The following is a 12,774-nucleotide window of genomic DNA, read 5'->3' as shown; positions in this document are numbered from 1 at the left end:
TTACGCCGGTTGCCTAAGTCTTACAATTGGATATAGATATCGTACTGTTGGCCGTCGCGCTCAACAGTTAAATTTAATTCTTGCGGATCGCTCATCACTTGCATCAGTTGTACTGAAGAAGACGGGTCGCTTAAATCGATCCCGTTAAGTTGCACCGCAATATCACCAGGTTCTAGACCCACATCATTAAACAGCGCGGCATCACGACCAGGTGACACTCGATAACCAACAATGCCCCCGTCTCTTTTGACGGGTGAAATGGTGATGTATTTGAAAACGCTTTGTGGATCTTTCGCAATTTCCTCTCGGATTTGCTCTAATTTTTCTCCAACGTCAGACGCTGCTTCTGCTCGTTGAGATTGGGCTCTGGCTATCTGCGGCGATTCAGATAGCTTCTTATATTCTATACCCTGCATCATTAAGGTCTCGTCTCGACCTTGGTTATCAATGATGACGCGATCCACTAATACGGCTTTTAGTGTCGCACGCGTACCTTCAATTTCTTCACCTAAACCATACGTTGCTTGCTTGCCACGGTTGGCAATGACAGCAAGGCTGGTATTCGCATCACTGCTTGCAACCGCGCCAACCAGTGTAAGGTTAAGGCGCGTCTTAGGAGCGTCTTTAACAACAGGTTGTTCTACAACTGCAGGCTTTTGTTCAGTGAATTTACCGAATAGGTTGGCATTCTGAAGGGCATTAAAATCTATCGCGTCGCCTTTATTGCTCGCAACAACGCTGCTCGTCGATGGACGCCATTGCGGCACTTCCGACGATTGAGGTATGGCTAACCATACAATTTTGCCAAGTATCCATCCGGTTATCGCAATAAACAGACAGGTGAGCAACAAGCTAAGTTTGGCTTGAATTGTATAATTATTGGACTTGATCTGAGCCAGTAGCGGTCTGCTTGATAATCCTGCACTTAGCTCTAAACGTTTCACTGAATGGATTCCTTTATTCTAACGTTCGTCATTTAAGCTATAACAATAGCTATCGACTTTAAATTGCTAAATTTGCAATAAAATTATTACTCAACAAAGAGCAGTGAACTATATCACAAGTTGTCTTTCATACCTTTTTCTTATGCAGTTTTTGCCAACTCCCTTGAAAAAAATACGCCTTGACTCCATCTGTAGGTGAATAATCCATCACTCATTGCCATATTCGGGCAGTGATTAGATAGCGTAGTGTTCTATGAGTTCCCTAAATGAAGCCGTTAGGCTAGATAAATGGCTATGGGCCGCAAGATTTTATAAAACCCGCTCTATCGCTCGTAACATGGTCGATGGTGGTAAAGTCCACTATAATGGCCAACGAAGCAAACCGAGTAAAATCGTTGAAGTGGGCGCCGAAGTAAGACTTCGTCAAGGCAACGAAGAAAAAACGGTGATCATCGAAAAAATTTCTGATCAACGCCGAGGCGCTCCCATCGCACAGACCTTGTATCGCGAAACTAATGAAAGTATAGCGAAACGTGAGGAACACGCGACTCAACGTAAGCTTAATGCCCACAACCCAAGTCCAGAACGCCGCCCAGATAAAAAGCAGCGCAGAGACATCATTAAGTTCAAACACCAATAAAAGCCGGAATTACCAACGAGGAAAGCACTCCATGGCAAATAATGTTTTAAACCGCTACCTATTCGAAGATCTTTCAGTACGTGGCGAGTTGGTACAATTGGATGAAGCGTACCAACGTGTTATCTCCAGCAAGGAATATCCGGCAGCAATAGAGAAACTGCTGGGTGAGCTACTCGTTTCAACCACTCTTTTAACTGCCACTCTTAAGTTCGAAGGCTCAATCACCATTCAGCTGCAAGGCGACGGCCCTGTATCTCTTGCCGTTATCAACGGTGACCACAAGCAACGCGTTCGTGGCGTGGCTCGCTGGGAAGGCGATATTGCCGATGATGCAAGCCTCCACGATCTCATGGGTAAAGGTTACCTCGTTATCACTATCGAACCGAAAAACGGTGAGCGTTACCAAGGTGTTGTTGGATTAGAAGGTGATACTCTAGCCGACGTACTAGAAGGCTACTTCGCAAACTCAGAGCAGCTAAAAACGCGCCTATGGATCCGCACGGGCGAGCATGAAGGTAAAGCCCACGCAGCAGGTATGTTGATTCAAGTAATCCCTGATGGCACTGGTTCACCAGATGATTTCGAGCATCTAGAGCAACTGACTGACACGGTAAAAGATGAAGAGCTATTTGGTCTAGAAGCTAACGAACTACTATACCGCCTATATAACCAAGACAAAGTGCGCCTTTACGAACCGCAACCTGTCGAATTCCATTGTGGCTGTTCTCGTGATCGTAGTGGTGCCGCTATCATCACCGTTGAGAAAGCTGAAATTTATGACATTTTGGCTGAAGTAGGATCCGTTTCTTTACATTGTGATTACTGTGGCACGACCTATACGTTCGACGAAGCAGAAGTCACCGAACTATATGCACAAGCTTCTGCGGACAAGAAAACCCTTCATTAATTTACATAGCTTATCAAGCACGTAATTTACCCTACAAAATGCCAGCTTAATGCTGGCATTTTTGTGATCTACCCCTCGTAATGCCTCGCTTCAAGCGTAATAAAACAACTGCTTAATTTTAAACAATTAATAATGATTTTGCCCTAGCGCAAAGGATTGCGTGCACGATAAACTATTCCCACCAATATGTGACGGGTTACCTAAAACCTTATTGAAATCATGGATAAATTTTGAGCTATCTCCCTGTTTTCTCCCCGCCCCGTTGCTAGCATGGTGAGCAGATTAAAATTAAAACATTCTTACAAAATCCCTACAAAAATCCTTATAAGGAGCACCTATGACCGTTATGGAACATACTAAGGCTGCAACACTTGATCTAACCAAGCACGGACTGCATAACGTTAAAGAGGTTATTCGCAACCCTAGCTACGAAATGTTGTTTGAGGAAGAAACGCGTGAAGACCTAACAGGTTATGAGCGTGGCGTGGTTACTGAACTAGGTGCGGTTGCCGTTGACACTGGCATCTTTACTGGTCGCTCACCAAAAGATAAATACATCGTCAAAGACGCTACGACAGAAGAGCATATGTGGTGGACGTCTGATCAAGTAAAAAATGACAACAAGCCAATCACTCCAGAAGTGTGGGACGAGCTGAAAGAATTGGTCACAAACCAGCTTTCTAACAAGCGCTTGTTTGTTGTTGACGGTTACTGTGGTGCAAACCCAGATACGCGTTTGAGCATTCGTGTTATCACGGAAGTCGCATGGCAAGCGCACTTCGTTAAAAACATGTTTATCCGCCCAACAGAAGAAGAATTGACAACATTTGAACCAGACTTCGTGGTAATGAATGGCGCAAAATGCACTAACCCAAAATGGGAAGAGCAAGGTCTGAACTCAGAAAACTTCACCGTATTTAACCTAACCGAGCGCATGCAACTTATCGGTGGTACTTGGTACGGCGGTGAGATGAAGAAAGGCATGTTCGCAATGATGAACTACTTCCTTCCTCTAAAAGACATCGCATCAATGCACTGTAGCGCTAACATGGGCAAAGATGGCGACGTAGCGGTATTCTTTGGTCTCTCTGGTACCGGTAAAACCACACTATCGACTGATCCTAAACGTGCGCTAATTGGTGATGATGAGCACGGTTGGGATGATGACGGCGTTTTCAACTTCGAAGGTGGTTGTTACGCGAAAACCATCAAGCTATCGAAAGAAGCGGAGCCGGACATCTACAACGCGATTCGCCGTGATGCACTGCTAGAAAACGTAACGGTACGTAGCGATGGCTCTATCGACTTTGATGATGGTTCGAAAACAGAAAACACTCGTGTTTCTTACCCTATCTACCATATCGACAACATCGTTAAGCCAGTATCAAAAGGCGGTCACGCGAATAAAGTGATCTTCCTATCGGCGGACGCATTTGGTGTGCTACCTCCAGTGTCTAAATTGACACCTGAGCAAACGAAGTACCACTTCCTATCTGGCTTTACTGCAAAACTGGCAGGAACAGAGCGTGGTATTACTGAGCCAACGCCAACCTTCTCTGCATGTTTTGGCGCGGCGTTCCTAACGCTTCACCCAACTAAATACGCAGAAGTACTGGTTAAACGTATGGAAGCAGCAGGCGCTGAGGCTTACCTAGTGAACACAGGTTGGAACGGCACTGGCAAACGTATCTCGATTCAAGATACGCGCGGAATTATTGATGCGATTCTTGATGGTTCGATTGAAGATGCACCAACTAAGCACATTCCTATCTTCAATCTTGAAGTACCGACTTCACTACCAGGTGTGGATCCAAGCATTCTAGACCCTCGTGACACGTACGTTGATCCACTTCAGTGGGAAAGCAAAGCGAAAGACTTGGCTGAACGCTTTATCAATAACTTTGATAAATACACGGACAATGCGGAAGGTAAATCTCTGGTTGCCGCTGGCCCTCAGATTGATTAAATCGAGTAACAACGACGTCGCGTAAACCACAGTGGTAAGTGGGCAGCCACTTATCACTTTTACGTAGACCAAGTTACAAAAAAACCGCTTCAAGCCCCTCTTTTGAGGGGCTTTTTATTGAATACCGCAGAATATTGATACAAGCTAAAGCCTATCTAGTTTTATTTAATTGCAAACGTAGGTTCTAGCAGGGATGAAAACAGCGCGTCGAGTTCTAATTCTGTTACTGGTTATCTTAGTTGCCATTCCGGCCACTATGATTGCGCTGTTAACAACATCTTACGCCGATGCAACTTGGCGTCTGCTATCAAACAGCATTTCCTTGCCCTTTCAAGCAGAAAGCGTGCGTTACGATTTTCCCTACCACCTAACTTTACAGGGTGTGAACACAAACGTAGACGACGCTTCTTATATCGAGCAAGTCGATTTATGGATGAATCCCGATGTTTATCGCGATGGTAAATGGATCGTTGATAGCTTATTGATTGATGGACTTAATTTGCAGTATGGCGCGCCAAAGCTCAAGCCTTTAGATAACGTTTTGTTCCATCAAATCGCGCTCAAAAATATTGATTACGCCGACGAGCAGTTTTCTGGTAATGGCATTGACCTTCAAATTCAATCACCACAGTGGAATGGCCAGTTAATACCATATGGCGAGGTTCAACTTGCAGCCGACCAGATCTATTGGAATGGCGAAGCCTTTAATCAGGTCTTGGTCGACATGGACTACAAACCGCAAGACAGTACGCTCTATGGCACTTCATTTAAGTGGCGTAACAGTCAAATTTCAGGGCAAGGCGAGCAGTATCCACAAGGCTGGTCTTTAGTGAATGTGACCATCAATAAGTTGCAACTCAATCATATCCAGATCCAATCACTGCTTGCTAATCCTTGGCAAGCAATGCCATTCCAGATTAATCACATTAATAGCTTAGACTTACTGAACGCCGATATTGAATGGGGCGATTGGCACTGGCAAAACTTAGAGCTCTCCGTAGAAAACGCCACACTGCCACTGTCTCTCTGGGAGACAACGGCTCAAGTTTCATTGCAGGCGGATAGCGTCCGATTCCAACAGCAAACCGCAATAGAGCCACGTTTAAGTGCTGTTATCAAGCCTGGAAAAATCCAACTCAACGATCTCAGCTTAGATTGGCAGCAAGGTCGTGTGCAGGTCTCTGGGGTGTTCACTCCAACGCAATGGCAACTCGAAGAAGCCTCCATTCAAGGCCTCAAGTGGGCAATACAACCTGAAGATAACCAAAACTGGTGGCACGCCGCCATCAGTAAGTTAGATCATGTCACAGTCCAACGACTCGACATCGAGCGCAGCCAAATCATTCAGCTATCTCACAAACCTTATTGGCAGTTCTCCGGTTTAAACATCGAAGGGCAGCAGCTTGATCTTAAGCAGGTCAATCAACGTTGGGGCCTTTGGTATGGCGATCTGGAAGTCAGCGTTGTCAACGCCAGTTATAACCAAGTGCTCACGTCTCATGCTGCACTTGCCATGCAAAGTGAGAATGGCTTTTGGCAACTGACACGCCTTTTTGCACCACTCGAGCAAGGCTACATAGAGGGCATCGGACAGATAGACCTAAGTACTCCGAGTCAGCCTTGGGCGCTCAACCTCAATGCTGATGGTATTCCCTTATCACTCTTCCACGATTATTTACCCGACACACTGGCTATTGATGGTTTTTCCGATCTCAGCCTCGATCTGCAAGGGTTATCAGGTGATCGCAACATGCTGGCCTACAGCTTATCGGGTGAAGTGGAAGCCAACCTACGAGATACCCGTTTAAAGTCCCAAGCGAATCATTCTCTCAAAGCCATTACCTTAAGTCCGCTGCGTTTAACCGCACAACGAGGGGAAGTCGCCATAGAACCTGTCACCATTTCAGGGAAAGCAATGAGTGGTAGGGTTTGGGGCGAGTTTGATATGGCCAACAACCCGCTAAGTGGCATTGTTTATCAATGGAAAGAATCGTGCGGGAGCGTTGAAGGCGATCTACTCAGTGGCGAAATCCATCATAATGAGTGTTTAAAAGCACCAGCACCAAAAGAACCGGCTGATGTCGAAAGCACTCCACAAACAAGTGAATCAGCCATGGAGCTGCCAACTGCGATTGATAACCTCAATGTGGAGATTCAAGAGGAAGAACTTTCCGAAGAAATTGTCGAAGAAGACGAACCATCTGTCACTGATCCCACCACAGAGGAACAAATCCTCCCACCGACAGAGCAAGAAAACGAAACGAATAAGCGCCCTACAGATCAGTAAGGCGCCCTCTCAATTAACAACTGAGTAATTGCGAATAGTTCGGTATCAGCATATAGGTACCAACAAAATCTACGGCTGGCGTGTCGCCACTATAAATCACCACGTGAATGACGATGCGTGCTTTGCGCCCTGACTCCAATCGATCTAGGTCACCACTGATCCCATCCAACGAAGTGCTCGCCACAGGGTTTTGCTCGACTGGTTGACGATAACGAATCGAACTGTCGGCCAACACAATATCACCATGCAGACCGCGCTCTTTAAGCAGCAGCCACGTCATACCCCACCCCGTCAAGGTGGCTAAAGTAAAAGCCGACCCCGCAAACATGGTGTTATGCGGATTAAGGTTCGGATTAAGTTGCGCGCAGCATTCAAACTGATAACCCGTGTACTGGTTAATTTTTATCCCCATTTTGTCGCTAATTGGGATCTGTTGCTCCCAGCGCTGCTGAAGTTCAGTGCACCATTCTGGGCGACGTAACACATTCGCCATCGGATCCAATGGTTTCACCATTTGTTGGTGACGCACAGGACCGCGCTCGTCGGTTAGTTCACCGCGACGCTCAAAGCCATTTTTCTCGTAAAAGGCGATGGCATCTTCACGGGCATTACACACCAAGCGCTTCGCCCCTTCTTGGCGTGCTAACGACTCTAGCGCGACCAGAACCAGCGAGCCCATCCCCTTACTGCGGCGATTATTTTTAACCGCCATATAGCGGATTTGGCCATCATTATCCGGCGTAATGTATAAACGACCGATCGCCATAGGACGACCTCGACCATCAACAATCATACGGTGATGGCTCATTTCATCGTATTCATCGCGTTCAGAGCCAATTGGCATACGCCATGGCTCACGAAGCAGTTGCCAACGAAACTGATAATACTTGTTTATCTGATTATCGGTTTTGGGAGTAATGAGTTTGAACATATCAATCCTTTGAAAGCACAACACTAATAAATGTCGGGAAAATCACTCCAAGCCAATTCCATGAGCTTGGAGTTAAAGCTTAGACTATGGCACCGGTGTTACCAGACTAGACCTGCAACCAAAACGTCACCGGACCGTCATTCACCAAGGACACTTTCATATCGGCAGCGAAGCGGCCACGCTGTGTGGGTAAAACTTGTTCACACAAATCAGAAAAGTAATCATACAAGCGCTCAGCATCAGCAGGATGCGCACCGCGAGAAAAGCCAGCACGAGTGCCTTTTTTTGTATCCGCAGGTAACGTAAATTGAGAAACCACCAGCACTTTGCCTGCTACCTGTTTGACGTTTAGGTTCATCTTACCTTCATCATCTTCGAACACGCGGTAGGTCGTAACACGCTCCATCAAGCGTTTTGCTTTGGCCTCATCGTCGTCTTTCTCTACTCCTAATAAGACCAGCAGACCACGATCAATTTCCCCTACGACTTCACCATCCACACGGACGGCAGCTTCACTGACTCGTTGAATTAGCGCTATCACTACTCTCGCTTCCTTCATCTGTTAACTGAGATTCAGCGGTCGAGTGTATCATGTCTAAATCTTCACTCCAGTGCTCTCGCTCACCAAGCGCTGCTGTGACTTCCGCACCCAATAACACGATCATCCAGCATAAATACACCCAAACAAACAAGATAGGAATCGCGGCTAACGCGCCGTAAATGAGCTGATAAGATGGGAACTGCGTGATGTAGAGTGCAAAGCCCTTTTTACTTAATTCGAACAGTATCGCAGCGACTGCTGCCCCCATCGCGCCATGAGCCAGGTGCACTTTTTTATTCGGCACCAGAATATATAAGCCAAGGAAAGCGAAAAAAGACAACAACAGCGGTAACCAACGTAAAAACAGATTGAACGCACCAGATAATGTCTCGTTCTCTAAAATTTGCAGTGAGGTCACGTACGATGTCGCCGCGATACTCGCACCGACCATGATCGGCCCTAACGTGAGTACCATCCAATACATAGAGAATGAAAAGACTAAACGGCGCTTATCTTTAACTCGCCAAATGTAGTTTAAGTTCTTATCAATGTTCGAAATCAGCATGACTGCAGCAATGAATAAAAACCCACCGCCAACCGCGCTCATTTTGCCCGTATTCGCCACAAATTCCTGCAATGCCGTATGTACAGCTTCCCCAGATGCCGGAACAAAATTCTCAATAATGTAGCCTTGCAACACCTCACCGACGTTCGCAAAAACGGGAAATTTCGACAATATTGATAACAATACCGTCAGCATTGGCACGATGGATAACAAGGTAATGTAGGCAAGATAGCCCGCGTTCACATTGACGCGATCATGCGTTAATCGCTTAAGAAGATACTTAAAAAACGCGACGCAACTTGGCAGTAGATTGATTAATCTTGCCTTGTAACTCTCTGATAACTGGTTCATAGTTCATCCCATAATAAGGGTCTGTTGACCTTTTGAGCTGATTTTTGCAGCAGTTTGTGGGTTCTTTATACAAGGCAGAGGCTTTGAATTGTAGTTAACCTACCAGAGAAGCCGATAACGCAGTAGAAAGAAACCACAAGCGCTGCCCGAAGGGTTCGTCTAGAAGCGTTTTACTCTTTGTTGAGAGGCGTTTTGCTTAGAATGACTATGCTACAACCCTCTCGCCGCGATTAAAACGCTTTTATATCGAACAAAAAACAACCACAAAAGGTCGACAGACCCTATTGTCGAGGACATAAGAATGCCTTATTTATTAGCAATTGTACTATCAATTTTCACTTTAACAGGGTGTCAATCTGCTTATTACTCAGCGATGGAGCAAGTTGGGTACCATAAACGAGATATTATGGTCGACCGCGTTGAAGATGCCAAAGAATCTCAACAAGATGCACAAGAAGAATTCACCAGTGCACTCGAGGCCTTATCTGCGATCACTAATTTTGATGGTGGTGAGCTAGAAAGTGTCTACAACAAAATCAATGACAAGTACGAAGACAGCGAAAAAGCGGCGCAAGACGTTCGTGACCGCATTGCTGCGATTGAAGACGTTTCCGGCGCACTGTTTGATGAATGGCAAGACGAACTAGAGCTGTACTCGAGCGCGAAATTGCGCCGTTCAAGCGAACAAAAGCTACGTGAAACCAAAGCTTCGTACAAAACCATGCTTAGCGCAATGAAGCGTGCAGAGAAAAAGATGACGCCTGTACTAAATACACTGCGCGACAACACGTTGTACTTGAAACACAACCTTAACGCGAGTGCGATTGGCTCTCTACAAGGTGAATTTTCTAGTCTAGAGAAAGACATTCAGTTTGCCATCAAACAGATGAACGAAGCGATTGCAGAGTCTGATAAGTTCCTACAAAAGCTCAATCAAAAGTAAATGATTCAAGCCTCCTCCTAGCGAGGAGGTTTTAGTCTGCGACCTCATCAACTAAACCGATGACTCTTCGAACAAAACCTACTCGTTCTAGCACACTGCCCCATGGCACTTCTACCACTTCGTAACCCAACTCAGCATAGATATCCACTAAGGATTGATGAATCTCCAATGCTTCTTCAAAGCTGTGTGGACGCACTTCATCTTGCACGTAAATGGATGCTTCAGGTCGACAAGTAAACACCTGACTATGGTACCCAGCACTTTCAGTTAAGAAAGCTTGGTCAACCTTACAACCGCCCACTTGTAAGTAAGCAATGATGTCTGGGATGGCGCGATCAACAAACGCAACGTCATGACAACGCGCATCACTCTTTTGCTTGCTCATCAAGTCGAGACACAATTGAGCAAACTCAGGCAGGTTCGTCCACGGCAAGATACCGTCGTCTAACTGGTTTTGCTGTTCAATTAGCGTACGAGAGCTCTCTGCAAACGTCGCATACCCTTGCCGCTCTAATGCATTCAGTAGGGTGGTTTTCCCCGCACCTGGGCCACCAGTAATCACAATTGGCTTCATGCTGATATGTTCATTCTCTAGATACAAAAAACCCTGAGCATAACTCAGGGCTTCTTCTTAATTGAATCGCTTAACGAAAATTATTTCGCGCCACGAGAAGCACGTTTACGATCGCTTTCCGTTAGGAATTTCTTACGGATACGGATGCTTTCAGGTGTTACTTCTACTAGCTCGTCGTCATCGATGAACTCAAGCGCTTGCTCTAGTGTCATGATGATTGGCGGAGTTAGAACCTGTGCGTCATCTGTACCAGATGCACGAACGTTGGTTAGCTGCTTACCTTTCAGTGCGTTTACTGTTAGGTCGTTGTCGCGGCTGTGAATACCGATAACCATGCCTTCGTAAACTTCCACACCGTGACCGATAAATAGACGACCACGTTCTTGAAGGTTGAACAGTGCGTTAGTTAGCGCTTTACCCGCAGCGTTAGCAATCAGAACACCGTTGATACGCTGACCGATGTTGCCGCCTTTGTGTGGGCCGTAGTGGTCAAACGTATGGTATAGAAGACCAGAACCAGAAGTCAGTGTCATGAATTCCGTTTGGAAGCCGATCAGACCACGAGATGGCATGATGAAGTCCATACGTACACGGCCTTTACCGTCTGGAGCCATATCTTTCAGCTCACCTTTACGTAGGCCGATATTCTCCATGATACCGCCTTGGTGCTCTTCCATTACGTCGATAGTTACCGTTTCAAACGGTTCCATTAGCTGACCATCTTCTTCTTTGATGATTACTTCTGGACGAGATACGGCAAGCTCGAAGCCTTCACGACGCATGTTTTCGATCAGGATAGACAGGTGAAGCTCACCACGGCCTGATACGCGGAATTTGTCTGGATCGTCTGTTTGCTCAACGCGCAGTGCAACGTTGTGTACCAGTTCCTTCTCTAGACGCTCAAGGATGTTACGTGAAGTGACGAACTTACCTTCTTTACCAGCGAATGGAGACGTGTTTACTTGGAACGTCATGGTTACTGTTGGTTCATCAACAGACAGTGCTGGTAGTGCTTCTACTGCGTTTTGTGCACAGATAGTGTCAGAGATTTTAAGCTCGCCAAGACCAGTGATTGCAATGATATCACCCGCGTTAGCTTGCTCAACTTCGTGACGCTCTAGGCCTAGGTAGCCCATTACTGTGCCCACTTTACCGTTGCGAGTTTTGCCGTCTGCACCAACAACCGTTACTTGCTGGTTTGGCTTAACGCTACCACGAGTTACACGGCCAACGCCGATAACGCCAACGTAAGAGCTGTAATCCAACTGAGAGATTTGCATCTGTAGTGGACCATCTAGGTCAACTTCTGGTGCAGCTACTTCGCCAACGATAGTTTCGAATAGCGGTTCCATGCTCTCGCCAGTTTCGCCTTCTTCTAGAGAAGCCCAACCGTTAAGAGCAGAAGCGTAAACCACTTTAAAGTCTAACTGTTCGTCAGAAGCACCTAGGTTGTCGAATAGGTCGAACACTTGGTCCATAACCCAATCAGGACGTGCGCCAGGGCGGTCAATCTTGTTGATAACAACGATTGGTTTTAGACCATGAGCAAACGCTTTTTGTGTTACGAAACGCGTTTGAGGCATTGGACCATCAACCGCGTCAACGATAAGTAGTACAGAGTCTACCATCGACATGATACGTTCAACTTCGCCACCGAAGTCCGCGTGTCCCGGAGTATCTACGATGTTGATACGGTAATCGTTCCAGTCGATTGCTGTGTTTTTAGCAAGAATGGTAATACCGCGCTCTTTCTCGATGTCGTTCGAGTCCATGACTCGCTCTTCAGCTTCACCGCGAGACTCAAGCGTGCCTGATTGTTGTAGCAGCTTGTCAACCAACGTGGTTTTACCGTGGTCAACGTGCGCGATGATCGCGATATTTCTTAATTTATCAATCTGTGGAGTAGCCATGGATATTGATTCACTTAGATAGATGAAATGCCCCCACGCTGAGAACGGGTGCTCTCTGGCGACATTTGCTGATTAAAAAAACGGCCATAATGTACCAGATTTTAGCAAAAAGCCTAGAAATATGTGATCTACTCCCGAGCATTTCTGCGATTTTTACGCTTAATGCCCATTTTCTTCCTCAGAACGAATTGATTAAACGCAACTTTATTCCAATC

Annotated in this window: 11 protein-coding genes; 5 read left to right on the top strand and 6 right to left on the bottom strand. The window is 46.1% G+C overall.

All coding sequences use genetic code 11. The annotated features are described in order from the left end of the window. Positions 1-20 precede the first annotated feature (20 nt). A complete protein-coding gene (gene gspC, locus MSG33_RS16100; protein ID WP_006741787.1) occupies positions 21-944 on the bottom strand; it encodes a type II secretion system protein GspC in 924 nt (307 codons plus the stop codon). 253 nt (positions 945-1,197) lie between these two features. Between gspC and hslR the strand changes: the two genes are divergently transcribed. From hslR to MSG33_RS16080, 4 genes are all read left to right on the top strand, one after another. Beyond that, entirely contained in the window at positions 1,198-1,584 is a 387-nt protein-coding gene (gene hslR / locus MSG33_RS16095) for a ribosome-associated heat shock protein Hsp15 (RefSeq protein WP_031780440.1), read from the top strand. 31 nt (positions 1,585-1,615) lie between these two features. Next, the gene (hslO, locus tag MSG33_RS16090) at positions 1,616-2,491 is read left to right on the top strand and encodes an Hsp33 family molecular chaperone HslO (RefSeq protein ID WP_046874147.1); all 876 of its coding nucleotides are present in this window, start codon (positions 1,616-1,618) and stop codon (positions 2,489-2,491) included. 337 nt (positions 2,492-2,828) lie between these two features. Further along, positions 2,829-4,457 (top strand): phosphoenolpyruvate carboxykinase (ATP), encoded by a 1,629-nt coding sequence (gene pckA / locus MSG33_RS16085; RefSeq protein ID WP_047009389.1) that lies wholly within the window; start codon positions 2,829-2,831, stop codon positions 4,455-4,457. Positions 4,458-4,650: 193 nt separating this feature from the next. Next, a complete protein-coding gene (locus MSG33_RS16080; RefSeq protein WP_248381444.1) occupies positions 4,651-6,744 on the top strand; it encodes an AsmA family protein in 2,094 nt (697 codons plus the stop codon). Positions 6,745-6,757: 13 nt separating this feature from the next. Here MSG33_RS16080 and MSG33_RS16075 read toward each other — a convergent pair whose 3' ends face one another. The 3 genes from MSG33_RS16075 to MSG33_RS16065 all read right to left on the bottom strand — a co-directional run bounded on the left by MSG33_RS16075 (position 6,758) and on the right by MSG33_RS16065 (position 9,132). Then, positions 6,758-7,675, bottom strand: a complete 918-nt coding sequence (locus tag MSG33_RS16075) for a bifunctional GNAT family N-acetyltransferase/hotdog fold thioesterase (protein WP_005395003.1) — start codon at positions 7,673-7,675, stop codon at positions 6,758-6,760. A gap of 106 nt (positions 7,676-7,781) precedes the next feature. Continuing rightward, on the bottom strand, positions 7,782-8,216 hold the full coding sequence (gene dtd, locus MSG33_RS16070; RefSeq protein WP_048624608.1) for a D-aminoacyl-tRNA deacylase: 435 nt from the start codon (positions 8,214-8,216) through the stop codon (positions 7,782-7,784). After that, positions 8,188-9,132 carry a virulence factor BrkB family protein gene (locus MSG33_RS16065; protein ID WP_005379281.1) on the bottom strand — a complete coding sequence of 315 codons (945 nt, stop codon included), beginning with the start codon at positions 9,130-9,132 and terminating at the stop codon, positions 8,188-8,190. The genes dtd and MSG33_RS16065 overlap by 29 nt, the downstream gene beginning before the upstream one ends. Before the next feature lie 301 nt (positions 9,133-9,433). Here MSG33_RS16065 and MSG33_RS16060 point away from each other — a divergent pair, with 301 nt between their 5' ends. After that, on the top strand, positions 9,434-10,075 hold the full coding sequence (locus tag MSG33_RS16060; protein ID WP_031780441.1) for a DUF2959 domain-containing protein: 642 nt from the start codon (positions 9,434-9,436) through the stop codon (positions 10,073-10,075). A 31-nt stretch (positions 10,076-10,106) separates the two neighbouring features. Here the strand turns inward: MSG33_RS16060 and MSG33_RS16055 are convergent, their stop codons facing one another. Both MSG33_RS16055 and typA read right to left on the bottom strand, forming a co-directional pair. Then, positions 10,107-10,649: an AAA family ATPase gene (locus tag MSG33_RS16055; RefSeq protein WP_053808522.1), complete on the bottom strand. Its 543-nt coding sequence runs from the start codon at positions 10,647-10,649 to the stop codon at positions 10,107-10,109. A gap of 80 nt (positions 10,650-10,729) precedes the next feature. Further along, positions 10,730-12,559, bottom strand: coding sequence for a translational GTPase TypA (gene typA / locus MSG33_RS16050; protein ID WP_248381443.1), 1,830 nt, complete (start codon positions 12,557-12,559; stop codon positions 10,730-10,732). Between the last annotated feature and the right edge of the window lie 215 nt (positions 12,560-12,774).

It is taken from the genome of Vibrio sp. 1CM7H, from assembly GCF_023161645.1.
Classification (GTDB): Bacteria; Pseudomonadota; Gammaproteobacteria; order Enterobacterales; family Vibrionaceae; genus Vibrio; species Vibrio diabolicus.
Note: the sequence above shows the minus strand (reverse complement) of the source record. Positions and strands in the feature narration are given on the sequence as shown.

Coding starts and splice junctions, on each gene's coding strand:
- hslR (WP_031780440.1), top strand. CDS start 1,198: ATGAGTTCCCTAAATGAAGCCGTTAGGCTAGATAAATGGCTATGGGCC.
- hslO (WP_046874147.1), top strand. CDS start 1,616: ATGGCAAATAATGTTTTAAACCGCTACCTATTCGAAGATCTTTCAGTA.
- pckA (WP_047009389.1), top strand. CDS start 2,829: ATGACCGTTATGGAACATACTAAGGCTGCAACACTTGATCTAACCAAG.
- MSG33_RS16080 (WP_248381444.1), top strand. CDS start 4,651: ATGAAAACAGCGCGTCGAGTTCTAATTCTGTTACTGGTTATCTTAGTT.
- MSG33_RS16075 (WP_005395003.1), bottom strand. CDS start 7,675: ATGTTCAAACTCATTACTCCCAAAACCGATAATCAGATAAACAAGTAT.
- MSG33_RS16065 (WP_005379281.1), bottom strand. CDS start 9,132: ATGAACCAGTTATCAGAGAGTTACAAGGCAAGATTAATCAATCTACTG.
- MSG33_RS16060 (WP_031780441.1), top strand. CDS start 9,434: ATGCCTTATTTATTAGCAATTGTACTATCAATTTTCACTTTAACAGGG.
- MSG33_RS16055 (WP_053808522.1), bottom strand. CDS start 10,649: ATGAAGCCAATTGTGATTACTGGTGGCCCAGGTGCGGGGAAAACCACC.
- typA (WP_248381443.1), bottom strand. CDS start 12,559: ATGGCTACTCCACAGATTGATAAATTAAGAAATATCGCGATCATCGCG.